Genomic DNA, 23,280 nt, shown 5'->3' on the forward strand with positions numbered 1-23,280 from the left:
GCTGAGGCACCTCGGGGGAACCTCGACATTCTTCGCCCAAGCGCCGCGCAGGGCAATCCTTCGCCCTGGGGAGGGCTTCGGATTCACCGAGGTGGCGGACTTTCATGCGTCCGCCATGAGGAAAAGTCAGCGATGGCTGAACACCGGCTTTCGCTTGGCCAGGAAGGCATGCATGCCTTCATGCGCATCCTCGCTGGCAAAACGCGCGTGGAGTTGGCGCCGCTCGAAGCCGATGCCCTCTGAAAGCGGGGATTCCCAAGCGCGATTCACGGACTCCTTGATCGCCATCAAGGCAGGCAGCGAGAAGGATGCGATGCGGGCGGCCAGTTCGATGGTATCGGCCATCAGCCGTTCGTTGGCCACCACCCGCGAGACCAGCCCGTAGCGGTCGGCCTCCGCGGCGTCCAGCATGCGGCCCGACAGGCACATGTCCATGGCCTTGGCCTTGCCGATCGCACGCGGCAGGCGCTGGGTGCCCCCGGCGCCTGGCAACATGGCGAGCTTGATCTCGGGCAGCGCGAAACGCGCGGATTCGGCGGCAATGATCATGTCGCACGCCATCGCCAGTTCGCAGCCTCCGCCCATCGCGAAGCCCGCCACCGCCGCGATCACCGGCTTTCGCACGCGCCGGATGGTTTCCCAGTTGCGCGTGATGAAGTCGCCCTGGAAGACTTCCATGTAGGTCCACTCGGCCATCGCCGCAATGTCGGCCCCGGCCGCGAAGGCCTTGTCGTTGCCTGTGATGACGATGGCGCCGATGTCCGCATCGGCGTCACCGGCAAGCAGCGCCGCGCCCAGGGCGTCCATCAATGCGTCGTCGAGTGCGTTCATCTGCTGCGGCCTGTTCAGCGTGATGACGCTGACCCGGCCATGCGTTTCCACCAGGATGGGTTGTTCCTGCATGATGGATTCAATCGACAGTGATCTTCTGGTCCCTGATCAGCCTGGACAGCTGAGCTGTCTCGGTGGTCAGGAGCTTGCGGAAGTCTGCGGTCTCCATCGCGATCGGTTCGGCGCCGAGGTCGCCGTAGCGCGCTTTCACGGTTTGCTGCGCCAATGCCTTGCCCAATTCGCGGCTCATGCGCGCCACGATCTCGGGAGATGTCCCGTTGGGCGCCCACATGCCGAACCAGATGTCGAGGTTGGCGCCCGGAAAGCCCTGCTCGCTCACAGTCGGCACGTCGGGAAAGAAGGGAGAGCGCTGGCTGCTCACGACGCCCAGCAGCTTGACCTTGCCGGTGCGAATGTGCGGAAAGGCGATTCCCGGGTCGCAGACGAAGTCCGCCTGGCCCGACAGCACATCCTGCAGCGCCGGGGCCGCCCCGCGATACGGGATGTGGGTGACCGAGGTGCCCGTGGCCTGCTTGAACAGTTCGCAGGCCAGGTGCGGCGGCGTGCCGGCACCAGCGGAAGCGTAAGACATGTCGCCCGGCTTGGCCTTGGCCAGTGCCACCAGTTCCCGCACGTCCCTGGCGGTCATTTGCGGCTTGGCGACCAGGTACATCTGTGTGCGTCCCACGCTGGCCACCGGCGTCAGGTCGCGCGAAGGCAGCACGTTCGACTTGAAGAGCGAGGGATTGGCCGTCTCCACCGAGGTCGGCGCGATCAGGAAGGTGTGGCCGTCCGGCGTGGCGCGCACCACTTCCGAGGCGGCGATGTTGCCGCTCGCGCCGGGCTTGTTGTCGATGATGACCGGTTGACCCAGCGATTCGGAGAGCGCTTGCGACAGGATGCGCGACATCACGTCGGTGCTCCCGCCCGGCGCAAAGCCGACGACCACGCGGACCGGTTTCGTGGGCCAGTTGCCAGGCGTCTGTGCGTGCGCGGAACAGACAACCGCCAACACGGCGAATGCTCCGATCGTCAGGCCCCGGCGTGTGGCCCTTGCGGTGTGAACGAACATGATGTGTTTCCCTTGAAAGTGATGGAAGGCGTGGGCGTTGCCGTTCAGGCGGCGTTCTCGCGCAGCAGGTCGCGCAACTTGAATTTCTGGATCTTTCCGGAGGGCGTGGAAGGCATCGACTCGCGCACGACCAGGCGTTCCGGGATGTACTGGATCGCCACCTTCTGCTCCTTCAGGAACTGCACGATCGCGGGCAGGTCGACGGTGTGGCCCGGCCTGGGCACCACCACCGCACAGGCCCGCTCGCCCAGGCGCTCGTCGGGGTAGGCCACGATGGCGGCCATGGCGACGCCGGGGTGCCGGTACAGCAGCGACTCGATCTCGACCACCGGGATGTTTTCGCCGCCGCGAATGATCACGTCCTTGCTGCGGCCGGTGATCCGGATGTAGCCCTGCTCGTCGATGCGCGCCAGGTCGCCGGTGTCGAACCAGTCGTCGGCATCGGTGCCATTGAGATGCGCACGCCGCAGGTAGCCACCGAAGTTCGAGCACGAACGCACAAGAAGCCTGCCGGGCTGGCCGGCCGGCAACGCCTCGTCGTGATCGCCAATCACCTTGAGCTCGACGCCGGGCAACGGCAGCCCATCGGTCGTCACCGCACGCGAGTCCCCGTCATCCAGCTGGATCATCGTGACGGCGCCGTTTTCGGTCATGCCCCAGGCCGAAACAATCCTGGTGCCCAACACCTGGCGCGCCTGTTCTACCAGCGGGCCTGGAATGGGTGCACCGGCGCAGAGGAAGGTCCACAGGCTCGGTACTTCACGCTGGGTTTCGGTGACGGTTCGGGCGAGATCTGCCAGGAAGGGCGTGGAGGCCATCGTGAAAGTGGCTCCCTCGGCCCGGATCAGCCCGATCGCCTGCTTCGGCTCCCAGATGTCCTGCAGCACCGCGCTCGCCTTGAGCATGATGGGCATCATCAGCCCGTACATGAAGCCCGTCTGGTGCGCCATGGGCGAAGCCATCAGCACCACGTCGTCAGCACTCAGGCGAAGACGCTGTGCATAGGGAATGATGTTGGCCATGGTAGTGTTGGCCGAGTGCATGACACCCTTGGGCTCGCCGGTGGTGCCGGAGGTGTAGATCATCTGCGTCACGTCGTCCGGGCCTGGGCGGCTGCGTGTGAGGATGTCCTGCGCGTCGGGCTCGTCCTCCCAGGCCGGGCCGCTGAGCAGCGCCTCGAAACTGTTGGCACCCTCGCCGCCGACCACGACGATGTGCTTCAACGCCGGCAATGACGGCTGCAGCTCGCTCACCATGCTCTCGAAGTCGAAGCCGCGAAAGGTCCTGGGCACGATCACGACGGTGGCTTCGCCGTGCTTGAGCATGAAGGACAGCTCGCGTTCGCGGAAGATGTGCATGAGCGGATTCATCACCGCGCCGATGCGCGAGCAGGCCAGGTAGACCAGCGTGAACTGCCACCAGTTGGGCAACTGGCAGGCCACGACGTCGTTGCGGCCCACGCCCAGGCGCGACAGGCCCACCGCGATGCGATCGGCCATGCGTGCCATTTCACGATAGGTGAAGCGGGTGGTGATGCCCTCCTCCACCTGCAAGGCGGTCAGCGCCACCTTGTCGGGAACGGCCGCGACGCAGGCGTCGAGATCGTCGTTGATGGTGCGGTCATGCCAAAGACCCTGCGCCACCATCCGGGCGCGGCGCGGCGGCAGCAATACGGCATCGAATTCCATGGTCTCGTCTCCTGGTTTCTTGTCGTTGGGGGTGAAAGGCTCAGGCCGGAACGGCGTCTCGCCCGGCGCGGGTGCGCGCCACGATGGTTTTCATGATCTGGGCGGTGCCGTCGCCGATCTGGAAGCCGAGCACGTCGCGCAGGCGCTGCTCCATCACGCCGCGGTCGTAGCCGCCGTGGCCGAACATCAGCAGACACTGGTGGATGGCGTCATAGGCCAGCTTGGGCGCCCACCATTTGCACATCGCGGCTTCGGCGGTGTGGGGCGCGCCTTGGTCCTTCAGCCACAAGGTCTGCAGGCACAGCAGTCGAGCGGCGGTCACCTGCGTATCGAAATCGGCCAGCGGATGCGACACACCCTGGAATGCCGACAGCGGCTTGCCGAAGGCTTCGCGCTGTGCGACGTATTCCCAGGTTTCATCCAGTGCCGTGCGGGCCACCGCGAGGACCTGCAGCCCGATCAGCGCCCGCGAGAAATCGAAGCCCTGCATCACCTGCACGAAGCCCTTGTTCTCGGCCCCGAGCCGATGGCTCACCGGCACCCGCACGTTCTCGAAGAACAGTGAGCCGCGGCCGATGGCACGCTGGCCGTGGCAATCGAAGCGGTTGCGGGTCACGCCCGGCAGGTCCATGGGCACGAGCAGCGCGGTCACGCCATGGGCGCCTGACTCGACCGTGCCCGTGCGGCCGAACACCACGGCAGCATCGGCTTGGTCCGCCGCGGAGATGGAGGTCTTCTCCCCGTTGATGACGTACTCGTCGCCGACGCGCTCGATGCGCAGGCGCAGGTTGGCCGCATCCGAGCCGCCGCGCGGCTCGGTCAGTGCAATGGCGAACAGCGCTTCGCCGCGTGTGAGCTTCTGCAGCCAAGGCCGGACGACCTCGGGCTGGCCGTGCTGCGAGAGGATCTGGCCATTGAGCGAGGCCAGCAGGTTGATGTACGACATGCTGAGGTCGGCCCGCGCGATCTCCTCATGGATCACGCCGGCGGCCAGGCAGCCCATGCCCTGGCCGCCATGCGCTTCGGGCAGCTCGGGGGCGATGAAGCCCATCTCGCCCATGTCGCGCATCAGTTGGCGCTCGAGCACGCGGGTCTTGTCGCGTTCCAGGAAGCCGGGCGCGATGCGCTCGGTCGCGAATCGGCGCGCGTGGTCGCCCAGCGCGATCAGGTCTTCATCAAGGTAGGGATTCATGGCTTGTCTCCAGGGTGCGCTGCGCTCCGGCACAACACCTGTTGCGCCGCGCATGCACGGTTTCTTTGGGGGATGGACGGCTCTTTACTTCGCGTACTTGCGAAAGTCGGGCTTGCGCTTTTCCTTCAGGGCGTTGACGCCCTCGCGCGACTCTTCCGTGTCGTAGTACAGCTTGAGTGCGTACATGCCCAGGCCCGCGATGCCGGCCTGGTGCGCGGTGTCGGCGTTGAAGCTGCGCTTGGCGATGGCCAGCGCCGTGGGGCTGCGCTCGCAGATTTCTTCGGCCCACTTCTGCACTTCGGCGTCGAGTTGCTCGTGCGGCACCACGGCGTTGGCCAGGCCCATGGCCACGGCCTCGGCACCGCTGTAGCGGCGGTTCAGGTACCAGATTTCGCGCGCCTTCTTCTCACCGACGACACGCGCCAGGAAGGCGGTGCCGTAGCCTGGATCGACCGAACCCATCCTGGGACCGACCTGGCCGAAGACGGCTTTCTCGGAAGCGATGGTCAGGTCGCAGATGGTGCACAGCACGTTGCCGCCGCCGATGGCGAAGCCCTGCACGCGGGCAATCACCGGCTTGGGCACGTTGCGGATGGCGTCGTGCATCTCTTCCATCGGCAGGCCGATGGTGCCGCGGCCGTCGTAGTTGCCGTTGTGCGCGGACTGGTCGCCGCCCGTGCAGAAGGCACGGTCGCCGGCGCCGGCCAGCACGATGGCACCGACGCCGCGGTCATAGCCCGCGCGGTTCATGGCCCGGATGATCTCGTCGCAGGTCTGGCCGCGAAAGGAGTTCATCTTCTCGGGCCGGTTGATGGTGATCCAGGCCACGCCGTTGCGTACTTCGTAGAGGATGTCTTCGAATTCCATGGTGTTCTCCTTGGGGGGTGTGCTGTGCTGGAAGGCCGTCAGGCGATCAGCCGTTCATGGTCAGGCCGCCCGAAACGCTCAGCACCTGCCCGGTGACAAAGCTGGCGTCGTCGCTTGCGAAAAAGAGGATGGCGCCGGGCAGGTCTTCGGGCTGACCGATGCGGCCGAGCGGAATCGAGCGCGTGAACGCTTCCATCAGTTTCTCGGGATTGCCCGCGCCTTCCTTGTAGTCGGCGAACAGGGCGGTGTCGGTGGGGCCGGGGCACACCACGTTGACCGTGATGCCGTGGCGCGCATGTTCGCGGGCGATGGTCTTGGAAAAGGCCACGAGGCCACCCTTGCATGCGGCGTACACCGCTTCGCCCGATGAACCCACGCGCGCAGCATCCGAGGCGATGTTGACGATGCGCCCTGCCTTGCGCGCTGCCATCCCCGGCAGCACGGCATGGTGCATGTGCAATGCGCCCGTGAGGTTGATGGCGATGAGCTTGTCCCACTGCACCGTCTCGGTCTTGGTGAAGGGCTTGAACACGTCCCAGCCCGCGTTGTTGACGAGCACGTCGATGTCACCCAGGCTCTGCTGCGTGGCCTCCACTGCCTTGTCGACGCTGGTGCGATCGGTGATGTCGCAGCAAAAGGCCTGCGCCTGGCCGCCCGCGTCGCGGATGCCGGAGGCAACCTTCTCGGCCGCTTCCAGGTTCATGTCGTAGACGGCGACTTTGGCGCCTTCGCCGGCGAATCGCCGGCACGTGGCGCCGCCTATTCCGCCGCCGCCGCCGGTAACCACCACTGTCTTGCTTTCGAATCTCTGCATCTGGTTCTCCATGAGGTTGAAGCTTGCTATCGTCGATGCGTTGCAGCTTGATGTCCCGCCACATATACGTCAATGTGTTGTCGTATTATGCGACATTGATCTTGCGCGCGCAAGTCGTCTCGAAGAAAGAAACAGCCATGGTTAACCCTTTGGAAAACGAAGAAACAACCCGGATCGAACTCGCCAACCGGGTGTTCTTTCGCCTCTATCAATGTGCCAACATGTTGCACAAAACAGGCACAAAGGCGGTCGAGGCTGAAGGCCTGACGACGCAGCAGTGGGCGGTGCTCGGCGCCCTGTCACGGCCCGCTGCCAACGGCGGCATGAGCGTGGGCGACCTGGCGCGCTACCTCAAGGTCAGTCGGCAAAACCTGTCGGGGCTCCTCAGCCGCATGGAACGGGACGGTCGGATCCAGACCGCAGCCGACGAGCGCGACCGCCGCTCGCGACTGGTTTCGATGACGACGGCCGGACGGCGCGTGTGGCAAGACGAGGCCTTGCCGAAGATCCATGGTTACTACGGCCAGGTGCTCGAAGGGTTTTCAGTGAACGACATCACTCACACCCTGCACTACCTGCTCAAGCTCCTGGAAAACATGCAGCTTGTTGATGACCGCCAGGGAGGCGGCGACGAGGCTGTTCAAGAAGGCTGAACGGCCGCTGCAATTGCCGGGCTGGTCGCACCCTTCAACGCCTGGTCTGGCTTGCCCGCTTCCTGGGAGACGGCGCCGCACCCGAACCGTCCCGGCGTCCATGCAGTCGCAAAAGCTCGGCGGCCGCATTTTCGAAGCTCTTCCGGATGAACTCGAACGCGCGCGTGCTTGCAGGCGCCAGCGTGCGGCCGGCGCGATGGATGATTCCGAGCGTCAGATCCAGATCCAGCGACGGCGTCACGTCGAGCGGCACCACGACGCCGGACTTCAGCGGGTCAAGCACTGCGATGCCCGTCGACGGCGTGACGGCGTCGCTCGATGCGAGCAACGCGTGCACCGTGCCGAGATCACTGGTGCTGAGGGAGAAGTGCTTGCTGATCGGAATGCCAAGGCCATACAGGTCTGCAATCTTGCGCTCGACGGACTCGTCGGCGTAGCCCGCGGAGATCAGCGGATACGCAGACAGCTGGGCCATCGTGACTTTGCGCTTTGTCGCGAGCGGATGCCCCGCGCGTGCGAACCAGCCGAAGGTGCACGGGTAAATCGCCTCGACCACCATGTCCGGATCGCGTTGTGCGATGCGGACGTCGCCGATGAAGAAATCGAGTTGCTCCTTCAGCAAGGCGGCATGGAGCACGTCGGTGCTTTGCACCATGGCGCTCATGCGCAGGCCCGGTGCCCTGCCGAGCATCTCCAGCATCAACGGCGCGAGCAGGAACTTGGCAATCGATGAGCCCATGCCGAAGGCCAGCGAGCCGAGTTCGCCGTCACGCATGAGCGCCAGCGATCGCGCCCCTTCGTTGTCGTCGAACACCATGCGGCGCGCGCGCTCGACGTAAGCAAGCGCGTAAGGCGTCGGTCGCAGGCGCCGGTCCTGCCTGTCGAACAGCGGCACCCGCAAGACATCCTCGAGTGCGCGCAGGCTGCGCGACAGCGCAGGCTGGCTCAGGTGCACGGCCTCGGCTGCGGCGGCCAGCGAGCCGAGGTCGATGACAGCCAGGAAGTGCCTCAGCTGACGGATGTTCATGTCAGGCTTTCAGTTGCAGGTTCTGCAAGTCATTGCTGAATATTATGCAATTTACGCAATCGCGACGAGTTCCTAGACTGCCTCCCACAGCCCGGAAACCGCCATGAACGCCCTGCCCCCGAATCACTGCGCAGCCCTGCGACCCATCGTCGTCATCTCGTCCGATCGCATCGAGCGACACGGCCATGCGGCGCATGCAGCCCTGCACGGCTACGTCCGCGCCACCAGCGAGATTGTGCAAGCCTTGCCCTTGGTGCTGCCTGCCCTGGCCGAAGGCCTGCATGCCGAAACGCTGGCGGCGTCGATCGACGGCATCATCCTCACGGGCAGTCCATCGAACGTTTCACCGCAGCGCTACGGTTCGCCCTCGCCGCACCGCGAGATGCTGCTTGATCCCCACCGCGATGCCGCGATCCTCCCCTTGCTGCCGGCGCTGGTCGCGGCCGGCGTGCCCCTGCTGGCGGTATGCCGCGGCTTCCAGGAAGTCAACGTCGCTTGGGGCGGCACCCTGGAGCCGGCCGTGCACGAGCAATCCGGCAGGCTCGACCACCGCGAAGGCGATCACGATCGCCCGATCGAACGCTGGTACGACGACAGCCACGACATCCACATCGTCGAGGGCAGCCTGCTGGCGCGCCTGGCCGGCGGCACGCGGACGCAGGTCAATTCCCTGCACCACCAGGGCATCGATCGCCTGGGTGCCGGCCTGCGCGTCGAAGCCATGGCGCCCGACGGACTGGTGGAGGCCTTCTCCATCGCCAGCGCGTCCCAGTTCACGCTGGCCGTGCAATGGCATCCCGAAATGCGCGTCGACGACAGCGCATTTGCACGCGCCATCTTCGAGGCTTTCGGCGACGCCTGCCGGGCGCGGCAGCAGCAGCGGCAGCGCGCCTTCGCCTGACACACCCACAACCAAAGGAGACATATGGACAACGACAACTGGATCAACGCGCTCTTCAGCCAGAGCTATGCGCAAGCGCGACAGAAATTCCTGGATGCCGCATCGCGGCGCGGCCTGCCCGTGGAGTCGCACGTACTGAAGATGCCCGGCGCCAACGGCGAAACGCTGGCCACCGACGTGGTGCTGGACGGCCCCGCCGATGCGTCGAAGATGCTGCTGGTCATCAGCGGCGTGCACGGTGTCGAGGGCTTCTGTGGCTCGGCGGTGCAGACCGGCATGCTGCTGGATGCTGCCGAGCGGCCACGCGAACTGCGCGACACCGCCGTGCTGCATGTGCATGCGATCAACCCGTTCGGCTTTTCTCACCTGCGCCGCGTCACGCAGGAGAACGTGGACCTCAACCGCAATTTCGTCGACTTCTCGAAGCCGCTGCCCGTGAATGCAGGCTACGCAGAGATCCACGAGTTGTTGCTGCCCAGGGAGTGGCCCCCACAAGCAGACGTCGAGGCCGCGCTGGCTGCGTACCGCGAGCGCCATGGCGCACGCGGCCTGCAACGCGCCATCGGCCTCGGCCAGCATGCCTTCGCCGACGGCATGTTCTTCGGCGGCCATGAGCCGACCTGGAGCAACGACACCTTCCGCCGGATCCTGCAGCGCCATGCGCCGCAGGTGCGGCAGCTGGCATCGATCGACATCCACACCGGCCTCGGCCCCTACGGCGTCGGCGAGCGAATCTTCGCGAGCTTCGACGACGACCCTGCCGTGCTTGCACGCGCCGGGCATTGGTGGGGCGAACTGACATCGGTCACCGCCGGCACGTCGACCAGCATTCCGTTGACGGGACCGATCCAGACCGCCATCACCGAAGAGTGCCCGCAAGCGCAGCACTTGGGGATCTGCCTGGAGTACGGGACCTGGCCGAGCGAACGTGTCACCGCCGCACTGCGCGCGGAGCATTGCCTGCATCGGCACGGTCACACCGACGCGGCACAGTCCGCAGCGATCAAGCAGGAACTCAAGGATGCGTTCTACCCCGACGCCGCCGACTGGAGGCTCGCGGTGTGGCAACAGGGCTCTCAAGCCTGCCTGCAAGCGCTCCAAGGCCTGCAGGAAGACGCGGCCCAGGCGATGCCGGCATAGCGAACCACGGAGCATTCCATGAACACGACCACCATAAACTCCGCGGCCATGTCACACGCCGCCACGGTTGCCCGCAGCGCCCATGCAGCGCCAGCCAAAGCCATCAGCCGCAAGGCCGTCGCTGCCGCCGTCGCGGGCAACGCCCTCGAGTTCTACGACTTCGTCATCTACGCCTACTTCGCGGTGTACATCGGCCGCACCTTCTTCCCGGTGAGCGGAGAGTTCGGCAGCCTGCTGGTGGCCGTGGCCACCTTCGGCGTCGGATTCTTCACGCGCCCACTCGGCGGCATCTTGATCGGCTCCTTTGCCGACCGGGCCGGGCGCAAGCCGGCCATGATCCTCACGGTGGCGCTGATCACGGTCGGCACGCTGGGTCTTGCCGCGACGCCCAGCTATGCAAGCATCGGCATCGCGGCGCCGATCATCGTCGTGTTCTGCCGCCTGCTGCAGGGCCTTGCGCTCGGCGGCGAAGTGGGCCCGGCAACCGCGCTGCTGCTGGAAGCGGCGCCACCCGGCAAGCGCGGTTTCTATTCGAGCTGGCAGATCGCGAGCCAAGGCCTGGCCGTGGCCGCAGGCGGCATCTTCGGTGTGGTGCTGTCGCTCATGCTCACGCAGGAGCAGCTTTCGAGCTGGGGCTGGCGCGTGCCTTTCCTGTTCAGCCTCGTGCTGATCCCGATCGCAATCTACATTCGCCGCAGCCTTCCCGAGACCCACGAAGGCACCAGCGAACGCAGCAGCGCACAGATCGTCGGCGCCGTGTTCAGGAAGCACCGCCGCATCCTGGTGCTGGGCGTCCTTCTGACCGCCGCCACTGCGGTGGCATCGCAAGTCGGCAACTACATGGTCAGCTACGCGGTGCAGGTGCTGAAGCTGCCGCCGGCGCTGGCACAAGGCAGCGTGCTGATGGGCGGCGTCATGACGTTCGTCTTCGCCTTGGCGGGCGGTGTCTTGTGCGACCGGTTCGGCCGCAAGGTCACGAACCAGTTCCCGCGCATCGTGCTGATGCTGTCGATCGTTCCGCTGTTCATGTGGCTGTCGGGCGCACCGGGTGCAACGACGCTGCTGACGGTCTCCGCCATCCTGGCCGCACTCACGGCGATGTTCGGCGCGGCAGGACTGGTGGCCGTGCCGGAACTCCTGCCCATCGCCGTGCGAAGCACGGGCCTGTCGCTGGTCTACGCGATCGGCACTTCGGTGTTCGGCGGCACCACCCAGTTCGTCGTGACGTGGCTCATTGCCGTGACGCACAACCCGATGGCACCCGCCTGGTACGTGGTCGCCATGTGCGCCGTCAGCGTGGCGGCGATGTGGATGCTGCCCGAGTCGCGCGATGTCGACGTGATGAAGTAGTCCAGGGGGGGCGTTAGAACCCCGGGTTGCCGGCGCGAATCATGTCTGCTGCCTTTTCGCCAATCATGATGCTGGGCGCATTGGTGTTGCCGCCCACCAGCGTCGGCATGATGGATGCGTCGGCAACGCGCAGGCCTTGCAGGCCTCGCACGCGCAAGCGCGCGTCAACCACGGCCATCGGATCGTGGCCCATCTTGCAGGTGCCCACCGGGTGGTATTGCGTGTCGGCGCGCTTGCGGATGTCTTGCTCGACGGCGCGCGCGTCACGCTGGTCGAGCGGATGGAGCATCTTGCCGCGCACGGGTGCGAACGCCGGGGCATCGAGAATGCGCCGCTGCTGGTGCGCACCCTCCATGAGCAGCGCGATGTCAGCCGGATCACTGAAAAATCGCGGGTCGATGCTCGGCGCGGCGGCCGGATCGGGTGTTTCCAGCCGGACGGTGCCCCGGCTCCTGGGCCGCAGCAGCGTCGTGTGGCAACTGAATCCATGGCCGAGCCGCAGCTTGCGCGCGTGGTCGTCGACGATGGCCTGCACGAACACCAGTTGCAAGTCCGGCACTTCGACGTCCGGACGGCTGCGCAGGAAGGCGCCGGCTTCCGCGATGGAGCTGGTCATCACGCCGCGGCGCTCTTTCCTCCACTGCGAAATACCCTTCAGCACGCGCACGCCGCCCCGCATCGAAGCGCCCATGGTTTCGGTGTCGCTGCCCGTGCGGTAGGTGTAGACGTAGTCGATGTGGTCCTGCAGGTTTTCGCCCACGCCTGGCAAGTCGAGCACCGGGGCGATGCCCACGGACTGCAGGTGCGCAGCCGGGCCGATGCCCGACAGCTGCAGGATCTGCGGCGAGCCGAAAGCGCCGGCGCTGAGGATCACTTCGCGCCGCGCGTCGAAGCGCACATCCTGGCCGCCGACACGGGCCTGCACGCCGACCACGCGCCGCTCTTCGATGATCAGGCGCTGCGTCAATGCACCCGTGACCACCTCGAGGTTGCGCCGGCCGAGGTTGGGCGTGAGATAGGCCTTCGCCGCGCTGCAGCGCTCGCCGTTCTTCTGCGTCACCTGGTACATGAAGGCGCCATATTGCTCGGCCCCGTTGTAGTCGGGCGTGACGGGCAGTCCGCACTCGCGGGCTGCTTCCACGAACAGGCGGCTCATCGCGCTGGGCTGCTGGATTTCGGCAACGTTCAGCGGCCCGCCCTGGCCATGGAAGCTGTCGCGATGGGTCTCGTTGTGCTCGGCTTTCCTGAAGTAAGGCAACACCTCGTCATAAGACCAGCCAGGATTGCCGAGCGACGCCCAGTGGTCGTAGTCCCAGCGATGTCCCCGCACGTAGAGCATGGCGTTGATCGAGCTCGAACCGCCCAGTGTCTTGCCGCGCGGCTGGTAGCCCCGCCGGCCGTTCAGGCCGGGCTGCGGCACCGTCTTGAAAGCCCAGTTGTTGATGCGGGTCGGGACCATCGCCACCACGGCCGCCGGCATGTGGATGAGGACGCTCTTGTCGGGTCCGCCGGCCTCGAGCAGCAACACGCGGACATCGGGATCCTCGCTCAGGCGCGATGCGATCACGCTGCCGGCCGAGCCGGCACCGATCACGATGTAGTCGAAAGTCTGGCTCATCGCGGCCTCAGTGCGCCGCCGGGCGCGGCTCGATCAAGGGGAAGGTGTTCGGGAAGGTGTCGAGCATGCCCAGCAGTTCGCCGACCTTCTCGCGCTTGCCCGTCACCGAGATCAGTCCTGCTTGCAGCGCTGCCGGGAACGTCGTCTTCTGCAGCGAGATCTCGTCCAGCGTCGCACGCGTCAGGGTCAGGGTTGCGTCGGCATTCGCGGACTGGGCGCCGGCGACATAAGTCAGCGCGCTGTTCTCGAGGTTGAGCACGTAGTTCTGCTTCGTGTCGGTGAACTGCCAGTTCAGCACCGTCGTCTTCCCCGCGGCCTTCTCGCCGTTCAGCCGCACGCCCAGGTAGTCGAAGAACATGTCCAGGGTCAGCGCACGGATCACGTCCGGTGCCTGCGTATTCACGGCCGGCATCTTGGGCAGACCGTTGCGCAGTTCCCAGGCACCTTGCAGGAGCGCATTGCGCGCCGTCGAGGATTCGGCCTGGTAGCCCAACTGTTCGTAGGCGTCGGCGGCCAGGCCGCGCGCCTCCTGGTTGGTCGGGTCCGCAAACACGAGTTGCGACGTCATCTGGGCGACCCAGCGATATTCGCCCTTGGCAAAGTCCGCCCTGGCGCGCTGCAGCACCGCGGGTGCTCCGCCCATGTACTCGATGGTCTTCTGCGCAGCGGGCACCGGCGGCAACGCATACAGGTTGGCCGGGTTGCCGTCGTAGTAGCCCAGATAACGCTGGTAGACGGCCTTGATGTTGTGCTTCAGGTCGCCATAGAAGCCGTGCGTCGACCAGTCCTGGCTCAGGCTCGCCGGCATCTTCAAGGTGTCGGCGATCTCGCTGCCGACATGGCCGTGGTTCATCAGGCGCACGGTCTGGTCATGCACGTACTTGTAGGTGTCGCGCTGCTTCTTCAAAAAACCCTGCACCCGGTCGGCGCCCCACACCGGCCAGTTGTGCTGCGCGATCATCACGTCGCTCTTGGCACCGTAGCGCTCCAGTGCGCCGCCAAGGTGCTTGGACCAGACCAGCGGGTCGCGCACCAGTGCGCCGCGCATGGGCAGCAGGTTGTGCATGGTCTGGGCGGCGATCTCCGTCATGTTCAGCACCTTGAACTGCGGGTAGTACATGATCATCTCGGACGGCGCCTCGGCTCCCGGCGTGAGTTCAAAGACGATGTCGACGCCGTCGACGGTGTGCGTCTCGACCTTCTTCTCGATCAGCACCGTGGGCGGGATCAGGCTGACCGTGCCGAAGGAAATCGACTTGCCCAGGCCCGCATCGACCTGGCCTTTTTCCCCGCGCGGAAGCAGCGGGCCGAACTGGTAGATGCCGCGGCGCGACATGGCATTGCCCGCGATGACGTTCTCACCCACCGCCTCTTCCATGAAGCCGGCCGGCGCAATGATGCTGACCTTGCCGGAGGCGACGTCTGCCCCGCTGACAACGCCGCGCACGCCGCCGAAGTGATCGGCATGGCTGTGGGAATAGATCACCGACACCACCGGCTTGCGGGGCCGGTGCTTGTAGTAGAGCTCCAGCGCAGCCTTGGCCGATTCGGTGGTGATGAGCGGGTCAACGAGGATCAGCCCGGTCTTGCCTTCGATGACCGTCATGTTCGACAGGTCGAAGCCGCGCAGCTGGTAGATGCCGTCCGTGACCTTGAACAGGCCGGCGCCCATGTTGACGCGGGCGTGTCGCCACAGCGCGGGATTCACCGTGTCGGGCGCCTTCTCCTTCGAAAGGAACTCATAGCCCTTGAGGGACCACGCCGGTCGGCCGTCGGCGCCCATGATCGTCTGGTCGCCCAGGCCGTCGATGAATCCACGCCTGGCATCGTCGAACGACTGCTTGTCGCCCATGGGCAAGGTTGCAAGGTAGGCCTGATTGGCCGCGCGCGTGGTCTCGGTGGCGTCCTTGGGTGCGTTGGCCTGGCTGTGCGCTCCGGCCGCGAAAGCTGCGAGCACGATGCCGCTCGTCACTTGTTGAAAAAGTCTCATGCTTGTCTCTTTGTCGGTTGGGTTGTGTTCGGGGGTCGGTTGGGCCAGGCTTGTGCGTGTGTCGCGGTGCCTCATGCCACTTCGCGCAGTTCGCGGCGCAGGATCTTGCCCACCGTGGACTTGGGCAGGGCCTCGACGAAGCGCACGATCCTGGGCACCTTGTAGGCGGTGAGTTGTTCGCGGCAATGGGCGATCAAGCCGGTCTCGTCGAGCGTGGCGTTCGCCGCCCTGACCGCAAACAGCTTGACCGCTTCGCCCGTCTTCTCGTCGGGCACGCCCACGCACGCGCATTCGACGACACCCGGGCAAGCGGTGGCCACGGCTTCGACCTCGTTGGGATAGACGTTGAAGCCGGAGACGATGACCATGTCCTTCTTGCGATCGACGATCTTCAGGAAACCCTGCGCGTCGAAGATGCCGATGTCGCCGGTGCGGAAGTAGCCGTCGGCGGTGAAAGCGGCCGCGTTGGCCTCGGGCTGCTGCCAGTAGCCGGCCATCACCTGCGGACCCTTGGCGCAGATTTCGCCGGCCTCGCCGATGCCGACTTCGCGACCTTCCTCGTCCAGCAGCTTGATGTCGGTCGAGGGCATCGGCAAGCCGGTGGTGCCGGTGAATTCGTTGACCGCGGCCGGGTTGAAGGTCAGGATCGGCGAGGTCTCCGACAGGCCGTAGCCTTCGCGGATGAAGCTGCCGGTGAGCGCTCGCCACTTGTCGGACACCGCACCGATCACCGCGGCGCCACCGCCTGCGGCCAATCGCAGGTTGGACCAGTCGACCTCCTTGCTTCGCGGGTGCGCCACCAGCCCCGCGTACAGCGTGTTCACGCCGATGAAGATGCTGGGACGCGCCTTCTTGAGCGTGTCCAGGAAGCTGTCGAAGTCGCGCGGGTTGGGCACCAGCCAGTTGTCGGCGCCGACCGAGAAGTAGCTGATGAAATTCACCATCAACGCGAAGATGTGATAGAGCGGAATCGCCGTGACGACGACCTCCTGGCCCTCCCGCAGGACGTCGGGCATGAAGGCCTTGAACTGCTCTGTGTTGGCCACCAGGTTGCGGTGCGACAGCGCCGCACCCTTGGACAAGCCGGTCGTGCCGCCGGTGTACTGCAGGAACAGCAGGTCGTCGCCATCGACATCGACCGGCGTGAAGGGCAGCGTGGCGCCTTCGGCCAGCGCATCGGTGAAGGCGACTGCGCCTGTCAGTCGCGCATCCACCGGCGGGCTTGGCAAGGCAACACCGCTGCCATCGCCCACGCCGACGGTGACGACGTTCTTCAGCCGGGTCCTGGCCAGGACCTCGGCCACCGTGGCGGTGACGCCGCTGAAGACGACCAGCGTGTCGACGCCGGCATCGTTGAGTTGATGCTCGAGCTCGCGCGGCGTGTACAGGGGATTCACGTTGGCTTGCGCGGCGCCGGCACGGATGATGCCCAGGAAGGCGATCGGAAAGGCCAGCAGGTTGGGCGTCATCACGGCGACGCGGTCGCCCTTCTTCACGCCGAGCCTGTTCTGCAGGTAGGCCGCGAAGTCACGCGACAGGCGGTCGAGGTCGGCGTAGGTCAGCGTCTGGCCTGCGCAGCGCATCGCGGGCCGATCGGCGAAGCGCTCCATGGCCTGTTCCATCATCTCCACCACCGAGCGATATGCGTCGGGGTTGATCTCGTTCGGCGTGCGGCCATAGCTCGCCTGCCAGTGTCGTTGGCTCATCGTTGTCTCCTGGATTGAAAAGGGGTATGTGCAGCCGGGCTCTGCGTCTGAGCGCCGGTGCTTTTCGGGAATGACGTGATTGTTCCGGTCGACACGAATTGAGTCCAATGCATAGTTAGTCCAGAATCAATGCAGTGGATGCAATTGCATCGCCAAGGAGTGACGCATGGACCTCAAGCGCTGGGCACACATCGTCGCGGTTGCAGACCGGCGAAGCTTCATACGCGCCGCCGAGCAGGTGCACCTCAGCCAACCGGCCTTGACGCGCAGCATCCAGGCAGCCGAGGCCGAACTCGGGCTGCAACTGTTTGACCGCGGAACGCAGGAGGTGGTCCCGACGCCGGCGGGCGAATTCGTGGTCGCACGTGCGCGGCAGCTTGTGTTCAACAGCCGCTGCCTGGAACGCGACGTCGAGCTTTACCGCAGCCGCGGCCTGGGCGACACCGCATTCGGCGCCGGCCCCTTCCCTGCGGCGACATTCCTCTCGCCGCTGCTGGCGTCGATGCGGCGCGAGTATCCAGGCATCAACCTGCGCGTCGAGGTCAGCAACTGGGCGCTGCTGCTCAAGCGCCTGGTCGAGGAAGACATCGAATTCTTCATCGCCGATGTCAGCGACCTGCCCCCGGACCCCAACCTGTATGTCCGGGCCCTGCGCCGCGAGCCGGGGGCCTTCTATGTGCGTACTGGCCACCCGTTGATCGGGCGCAAGTCATCCGTCACGCTGCAGCATGTGTGGAAGTACGGCGTGCTCTCGGTTCGATTGCCGTCGGACGTGCGCGCAGTGGTCTCCCTCCTGCTTGGCCATGCGTCCGCCGCTGAACTGTCGCTGGCGCTCGAGTGCGACGACCTCGATGTGTTGAAAGCCGTTGCACTCGCCTGCGACTCGGCCCTGGCGGCGCCGCACGCCGCTGTCGAACAGGAGGTTGCGGCGGGCAGGCTGCACCCGCTGAAAATGGCGGACATGCCCAGCATGACTGCGCAGATGGGCATCGTCACGCTTCGGGGCCGGACACCATCACCGATGGCCGAGCTCCTCATCAGCCGGCTGCCGTCCTCGGGCTGAGGTCGCCGCGCAGCGATGCCGCGCTTCACATCGAATGGCAATGCAAGCCCGGGGTACGAGCGCCGTTATCGCCGCAGCGAAGGAGCTTGCCTGCGCCATCGACTCCCGGTTACCCTCGTCGTCGATGTCATCGTTTCGTCACAATGCTTCGACAGGACTCGTCCAGGCGGACGCGAAGGTGCTGTGGTGGTGGCGGATCCTTTGCGCGCTCGCGGTGCTGAATGTTGGCCTGTGGTTGGCCGTGCTGCACCTGGGGCCCTTCAGCGGCGTGCACGGAGGGCTGCAGCTGGCCTTGTCCGGCGTCTACGTGCTGGTGTGCGCCTACCGCTCGATGCTTCCCCGCGTGGACCTCGAGCGGCTGGTCGTCGTGGACACGCGCCTCTCAAGCATCTTCCTGGGCCGCGCCGCAGCCACGGTCGCCGAGATCTGCTTCGCGCTGCAACTGGGGCTGCTGGTCCATCAGCTGGGCGTGCATGCCGGCTTGCCATGGGTGCAAATGGCGGCATGGGCGGTCCCGATGTTCATGGTGGTGGCCCAGGCTTTCTGCTGGCACAGCGTGCTGACGCTGAACCACATCACCCAGGCCGTCGAGTCCCTGCTTTGGGCTGCCGGCTTTTCCTGGATGGCGGCCTTGCTGGGCGTCATCGCGCTGGACAGCAGCGGCTGGGTCAACTCGTTGGCCCTCTTCGGGATCCTGGGCTCGGTGTGCTTCGTTGCCTATGTCCTGGGCGTGGACGTGCCGATGTACTGGCGCCGCTACCAGCACGGCCGCGCTGCCGGGCAGGCCTATATGCGCCTTGACCAAGGTGCGCGCGACGCCTGGCACCGCCGCGTGCAAAGCGGCAGCTGGGCGGCATGGAAGGCCGATGCACTCTGGCTGACGCCCTACTTCAGCTTCGGCGTCTGGATCAGCATCGCCATGGTGTGCGTTCCCGGCGCCTGAGAACCCCGAAGGCGCGAGCCCGCGCCCTCACGATTGGGACGCAGTCGCTCAAGCGCTTTTGACCCTGGCCCTGGCGAGGTCCGCTTGCGCCAGCCTCATCGCCGTCAACCCTTGCGGCGCGTCGCGGCAACAGGAAGTGCGGGCGCAGCGATGTCCCAAATCGACAAATCCATGTCCCGGATAAGCAAGAACCAGGGATGCGGTCCACCGGATACTGGCGTTGTCGGCCCCAAGGCCCACATCACCAATACCGGAGACAAGCAAATGAAAATGCCGCAACTTGCACGCGCCGCCGCCGTCGCACTGACCGGATGCTCGCTGGCCCTCGGCGCCTGGGCTTTGGGCGAGAAGCCCGTGAGGGTCATCGTCCCTGCGCCAGCCGGCGGAACGATGGACATCGTCGCCCGCGTCGTCGGCCAGCAGATGGCGCTGGACATCGGCCGGCCCGTCATCGTCGAGAACCGCCCTGGCGCCGGCGGCTCGATCGGGCTGCAGGCCATGCTGCAGGCCCCGCCCGACGGCAACACCATCGTGATGGCGGCCAGCAACGTGCTGGCGGAGACGCCGCAAGTGGTGAAGATGCCCTTCGATCCGCTCAAGGACGTGCTGCCCATCGCGGCGGTGGCGCGCTCGGGCGTGGTGCTCGTGACGGCGGCCAGCTACCCGGCCAGGGACTTCCAGGGCCTGGTCGCCGAACTGAAAGCGCGCAAGGGCAAGACCAGCTTTGCCAGCTACAGCCCCGGCACCGTGTCGCAGTACGCAGGCCTGATCCTCAGCGACCGCGCCGGATTGGACATGCAGCACGTCGGCTATGCCGGCTCGCCGCCCGCGCTGCAGGACCTGCTCGGTGGACAGGTCGACCTCATGTTCGACGGCATGCTGACCTCGATCCCGCTGATCAAGGCCGGCAAGCTGCGCCCTTATGCCTACAGCGGCAAGACCCGTTCGCGCTACCTGCCCGACGTGCCGACCACCACCGAACTGGGCTACCCGGACCTTCAGTTCCGCGGCTGGGTCGGCTTCATCGGCTCGAGCAAGCTGCCGCCCGAAGTGCTCGCGAAGCTGCACGCCACGATCGAAAAGGCCGTGCAGGCCCCCGCGGTGCAGCAGAAGCTGACGGATGTCGGCCTGGAACCCGAACTCAGCATCGACACGCCCGCGCTACTCAGCGAGACCAAGGCGATGTACGAGCGCAACGCCGCGATCGTCAGCAAGTTCCGCATCCAGGCGAACTGACTGGCGCGCCCCGACATTCCACCGGAGACCCTCTCATGAAGATCAGACCCATCACGCCCTCGTTGGGGGCGGAAGTCTCGGACATCCACGTCGGCGAGGCCTCGCGCGACCCCGGGCGTTTCGCGCAGATCCGCGCCGCGCTGCTCAAGCACAAGGTGCTTTTCTTTCGGGGACAGGACATCACGCGTGCCGAGCACGTCGCCTTTGCGCGCTGCCTGGGCGAGCTCGAAGATCACCCCGTGGTCGGCAGCGACCCCGAGCACCCGGGCCTGGTCCGCATCTACCGCAGCGACAACAAGCACAGCTACGAGAACACCTACCACTGCGACGGGCTGTGGCGCTCCAGCCCCGCGATGGGCGCCGTGCTGCGCTGCATCGAATGCCCCGAAATCGGCGGCGACACCATCTGGGTCAACATGGTGCAGGCGCACGACGAGTTGCCGGACGAGATCAAGCAAAAGATCGCGAATCTGCGCGCCAAGGCCAGCATCGAGCATTCCTTCGGCGCCGTCATGACGCCCGAGGCCCGCCTCAAACTGGGCCAGGACCATCCGCCGGTGGAACACCCGGTCGTACGCACGCACCCGGAGACGGGCGAGAAGGTGCTCTATGTCGGCAGCTTCACCACGCACTTCGCGAACTACAGCACGCCCGAGAACGTACGGCATGGCATCGACAAGACGCCGGGCGCGGCGCTGCTGCTGAACTACCTGGTCAGCCGGGCCACCATTCCCGAGTACCAGGTGCGCTGGTCCTGGCAGCCCGGCGACGTGGTCGTCTGGGACAACCGCAGCACGCAGCACTACGCGCTGAACGACTACTGGCCCGCGCCGCGCAAGATGGAACGCGCCGGCATCGTCGGCGACGTGCCGTACTGAGTGGCGCCACCGACTTCGACACCCGCATTGCAATCTGGAGACGCAACGACATGAACTTCCTCGACGGCCACCTGTTCCCGGAAAACCAGCAGCCGCTGATCATCACCGCCGCCCCTTACGCGCCGGGCTGGCTTCCTTCGGACTTCCCGGAAGAGATTCCGGTCACGATGGAGCAGCAGATCCAGAAGGCGGTGGACTGCTACAACGCGGGCGCGACCGTGCTGCACCTGCATGTGCGCGAACTCGACGGCAAGGGCAGCAAGCGGCTGTCGAAGTTCAACGAACTGATCGCCGGCGTGCGCAAAGCGGTGCCCGAAATGATCATCCAGGTCGGGGGCTCGATCTCGTTCGCGCCCGAGAGCGAAGGCGCGGCTGCCAAGTGGCTGAGCGACGACACGCGCCACATGCTCGCGGAACTCGAGCCGACACCCGACCAGGTCACGGTGACCGTCAACACCTCGCAGATGAACGTGACGGAGCATGCCGAGCTGGCAGATTTCAAGGGCACGTCGCGCGAGATCCCGGCCATCTTCGAGGCCTACAAGGAAATGACCGTTCCGGCACAACCCGGCTGGGTCGAGGAGCACATCCGCCGCCTCAGCAAGGCCGGCATCCAGAGTGCCTTCCAGTGCTACAACATCAACAGCTTCGAGTCGGTCGAGAGGCTGATGCGCCGCGGTGTCTACAAGGGCCCGCTGGTGATGAACTGGGTGGCGATCAGCGGCGGCATGGACGCGCCCAACATCTACAACCTGGCCAACTTCGTGCGCGCCGTGCCCGACGGCGCCGTGCTCACGGTGGAAAGCTCGGTGCGCAACGTGCTGCCCGTGAACATGATGGGCATCGCCATGGGCCTGCATGTGCGCTGCGGCACCGAGGACGTGCTCTGGAACCAGACGCGCTCGGCCAAGATCGGCACCGTGGCGCAGATTGAGCAGCTGGTGCGCATCTCGCACGAGTTCGGCCGCCCGATCGCGACGGCGCAGGAGGCGCGCGAGATCTCGAAGATCGGTGTCTTCTACGACACGGCGGAAGAATCGCTGCAGGCCAACGGCTTCGCGCCCAATCGCAATGGGGCGAACCAGGGGTTCCTGCGAAAGGCGGCCTGATTCCTCACGGAGCGCATGGCACACGTCATGCGTCTTGAAGACTTCACTCAGAACGCGGCGGCGGAGTCCTGAACCACCACGCCGTCGGCCTGGCGGCTCCACTGCGAGGGGCTGCAGCCGAAGTGGTTGCGGAACCAGTGGCTGAAGCTGCTGGGCCCCGAGAAGCCCAGCAGCGCGGCCACTTCGCCAAGCGGCAAGTCGCTGTCGCGCAGGTGGCGCCTGGCCAGCTCGGAACGCACCTGGTCGAGCAGGCCGCTGAAGGTGAGCCCTTCGGCGCCGAGCCTGCGGGCAAGCGTGCGGCGGTCGACGCGCAGGTGCCGTGCCACTTCCTGTGCGGTGCAGCCGCCGCCAGACAGCAGGGCCAGGATCATTTCGCGGCAGGATTCGCGCGCGCCCTCGCCGCGGTTCTTCAAGGCCGCATCGAGGTACTCCCGCGCGAAGCGCGTTGCGCCCTCATCCCCCGGGGGGCGCGGCTTGCGCAGGTCGGCCGCGACGCAGACCAGGCCGTTGAACTCCTGGTTGAACCTGACATTGCGCGTGAAGAAGGCCCGGTGCGCCGAAAGGTCCGCAGGCGGGCGGTGCGTGAAGCAGACCTGCAGCGGTCGCCAGCTCGGGCCGGTCAACTCGCGCAGGATCCGGAACATGATGCCGACGGCAAGCTCGATCGATTGGCGCATCGGCAGCCCCGCGCTCGGCAACAGGTCTTCGCGGATGACGACCATGTCGCCCGCTTCTTCCAGCCGGAAGATCAGCGAAGCATTGACCAGCTTCAGGTAGCGGCCCAGCGTGTCGAGCGCGGCCAGGGGTGTGGGCTCTTCCTTCAGCACGACGCTGATCGGACCCAGCGCGGAGAGCTTGCGATGAGCCGCCAGGCGCAGTGCGAAATCTTCAGTGCGCGTGGCGCGCGCAGTGATCTCGAGCAGTTCGCGCACGGCGTCGCCGGGAATCAGCGTCTCGGGATGTTCCAGCAGCCTGGCCTGCAGTCCCACGGACCGCATGAACGCATGGGGATCCCGGCCGAGCGAGCGCACCAGCTCCTCATAGCCGCTCAGGCTGGCGCTGCGTATGAGTCGACCGAGGTGTTGCATTGAATGGTCGTGGTTCCGTGGCCATGTGCAGTTCGGTGCAGATTGTCTCCGGGTTGCGCGCGATCGCGAGGCACTCTTACGGGAGCCCACCCGGGGAGCGACCTCGATTGCGGC

The 23,280-nt window shown here is 66.0% G+C and carries 20 protein-coding genes; 9 read left to right on the top strand and 11 right to left on the bottom strand.

What is annotated here, in order from left to right:
* Positions 1–126 precede the first annotated feature (126 nt).
* From QTI66_RS09310 to badH, 6 genes are all read right to left on the bottom strand, one after another.
* On the bottom strand, positions 127–903 hold the full coding sequence (locus tag QTI66_RS09310) for an enoyl-CoA hydratase (RefSeq protein WP_286559198.1): 777 nt from the start codon (positions 901–903) through the stop codon (positions 127–129).
* Between the two features lie 7 nt (positions 904–910).
* A complete protein-coding gene (locus QTI66_RS09315) occupies positions 911–1,903 on the bottom strand; it encodes a Bug family tripartite tricarboxylate transporter substrate binding protein (protein WP_286559199.1) in 993 nt (330 codons plus the stop codon).
* A 44-nt stretch (positions 1,904–1,947) separates the two neighbouring features.
* A complete protein-coding gene (gene aliA, locus QTI66_RS09320; RefSeq protein WP_286559200.1) occupies positions 1,948–3,591 on the bottom strand; it encodes a cyclohexanecarboxylate-CoA ligase in 1,644 nt (547 codons plus the stop codon).
* A 40-nt stretch (positions 3,592–3,631) separates the two neighbouring features.
* Entirely contained in the window at positions 3,632–4,783 is a 1,152-nt protein-coding gene (gene aliB / locus QTI66_RS09325; protein ID WP_286559201.1) for a cyclohexanecarboxyl-CoA dehydrogenase, read from the bottom strand.
* An 84-nt stretch (positions 4,784–4,867) separates the two neighbouring features.
* Positions 4,868–5,650: a 2-ketocyclohexanecarboxyl-CoA hydrolase gene (gene badI / locus QTI66_RS09330; RefSeq protein WP_286559202.1), complete on the bottom strand. Its 783-nt coding sequence runs from the start codon at positions 5,648–5,650 to the stop codon at positions 4,868–4,870.
* Positions 5,651–5,696: 46 nt separating this feature from the next.
* On the bottom strand, positions 5,697–6,464 hold the full coding sequence (badH, locus tag QTI66_RS09335; protein WP_286559203.1) for a 2-hydroxycyclohexanecarboxyl-CoA dehydrogenase: 768 nt from the start codon (positions 6,462–6,464) through the stop codon (positions 5,697–5,699).
* Positions 6,465–6,601: 137 nt separating this feature from the next.
* On the opposite strand from badH, the gene QTI66_RS09340 reads away from it, so the two are divergent.
* Positions 6,602–7,117, top strand: coding sequence for a MarR family winged helix-turn-helix transcriptional regulator (locus QTI66_RS09340; protein WP_286559938.1), 516 nt, complete (start codon positions 6,602–6,604; stop codon positions 7,115–7,117).
* 34 nt (positions 7,118–7,151) lie between these two features.
* On the opposite strand, the gene QTI66_RS09345 is transcribed toward QTI66_RS09340, so the two are convergent.
* A complete protein-coding gene (locus tag QTI66_RS09345; RefSeq protein WP_286559204.1) occupies positions 7,152–8,144 on the bottom strand; it encodes a LysR family transcriptional regulator in 993 nt (330 codons plus the stop codon).
* A 103-nt stretch (positions 8,145–8,247) separates the two neighbouring features.
* On the opposite strand from QTI66_RS09345, the gene QTI66_RS09350 reads away from it, so the two are divergent.
* Genes QTI66_RS09350 through QTI66_RS09360 form a run of 3 tightly spaced genes read left to right on the top strand, consistent with a single transcriptional unit; the run spans position 8,248 to position 11,535 of the window.
* A complete protein-coding gene (locus tag QTI66_RS09350; protein ID WP_286559205.1) occupies positions 8,248–9,045 on the top strand; it encodes a gamma-glutamyl-gamma-aminobutyrate hydrolase family protein in 798 nt (265 codons plus the stop codon).
* Between the two features lie 24 nt (positions 9,046–9,069).
* On the top strand, positions 9,070–10,185 hold the full coding sequence (locus QTI66_RS09355; protein ID WP_286559207.1) for a M14 family metallopeptidase: 1,116 nt from the start codon (positions 9,070–9,072) through the stop codon (positions 10,183–10,185).
* A gap of 18 nt (positions 10,186–10,203) precedes the next feature.
* Entirely contained in the window at positions 10,204–11,535 is a 1,332-nt protein-coding gene (locus QTI66_RS09360) for an MFS transporter (RefSeq protein WP_286559208.1), read from the top strand.
* A gap of 13 nt (positions 11,536–11,548) precedes the next feature.
* On the opposite strand, the gene QTI66_RS09365 is transcribed toward QTI66_RS09360, so the two are convergent.
* From QTI66_RS09365 to QTI66_RS09375, 3 genes are all read right to left on the bottom strand, one after another.
* Positions 11,549–13,153 (bottom strand): GMC family oxidoreductase, encoded by a 1,605-nt coding sequence (locus tag QTI66_RS09365; protein WP_286559210.1) that lies wholly within the window; start codon positions 13,151–13,153, stop codon positions 11,549–11,551.
* A 7-nt stretch (positions 13,154–13,160) separates the two neighbouring features.
* Positions 13,161–15,143: an alkyl/aryl-sulfatase gene (locus QTI66_RS09370; protein WP_286559212.1), complete on the bottom strand. Its 1,983-nt coding sequence runs from the start codon at positions 15,141–15,143 to the stop codon at positions 13,161–13,163.
* A 71-nt stretch (positions 15,144–15,214) separates the two neighbouring features.
* Entirely contained in the window at positions 15,215–16,849 is a 1,635-nt protein-coding gene (locus QTI66_RS09375; protein ID WP_286559214.1) for an AMP-binding protein, read from the bottom strand.
* 166 nt (positions 16,850–17,015) lie between these two features.
* Between QTI66_RS09375 and QTI66_RS09380 the strand changes: the two genes are divergently transcribed.
* The 5 genes from QTI66_RS09380 (at position 17,016) to QTI66_RS09400 (ending at position 22,078) form a co-directional block, all read left to right on the top strand.
* Positions 17,016–17,912, top strand: coding sequence for a LysR family transcriptional regulator (locus tag QTI66_RS09380; protein WP_286559215.1), 897 nt, complete (start codon positions 17,016–17,018; stop codon positions 17,910–17,912).
* Positions 17,913–18,036: 124 nt separating this feature from the next.
* Positions 18,037–18,855: a hypothetical protein gene (locus tag QTI66_RS09385; RefSeq protein ID WP_286559217.1), complete on the top strand. Its 819-nt coding sequence runs from the start codon at positions 18,037–18,039 to the stop codon at positions 18,853–18,855.
* A 264-nt stretch (positions 18,856–19,119) separates the two neighbouring features.
* On the top strand, positions 19,120–20,091 hold the full coding sequence (locus tag QTI66_RS09390) for a Bug family tripartite tricarboxylate transporter substrate binding protein (RefSeq protein WP_286559218.1): 972 nt from the start codon (positions 19,120–19,122) through the stop codon (positions 20,089–20,091).
* A 35-nt stretch (positions 20,092–20,126) separates the two neighbouring features.
* The gene (locus QTI66_RS09395; protein WP_286559219.1) at positions 20,127–20,969 is read left to right on the top strand and encodes a TauD/TfdA dioxygenase family protein; all 843 of its coding nucleotides are present in this window, start codon (positions 20,127–20,129) and stop codon (positions 20,967–20,969) included.
* A gap of 50 nt (positions 20,970–21,019) precedes the next feature.
* The gene (locus QTI66_RS09400; protein ID WP_286559220.1) at positions 21,020–22,078 is read left to right on the top strand and encodes a beta-keto acid cleavage family enzyme; all 1,059 of its coding nucleotides are present in this window, start codon (positions 21,020–21,022) and stop codon (positions 22,076–22,078) included.
* 47 nt (positions 22,079–22,125) lie between these two features.
* On the opposite strand, the gene QTI66_RS09405 is transcribed toward QTI66_RS09400, so the two are convergent.
* Positions 22,126–23,166 carry an AraC family transcriptional regulator gene (locus QTI66_RS09405; RefSeq protein ID WP_286559222.1) on the bottom strand — a complete coding sequence of 347 codons (1,041 nt, stop codon included), beginning with the start codon at positions 23,164–23,166 and terminating at the stop codon, positions 22,126–22,128.
* Between the last annotated feature and the right edge of the window lie 114 nt (positions 23,167–23,280).

The organism is Variovorax brevis (assembly GCF_030317105.1).
Taxonomy (GTDB): domain Bacteria; phylum Pseudomonadota; class Gammaproteobacteria; order Burkholderiales; family Burkholderiaceae_C; genus Variovorax; species Variovorax brevis.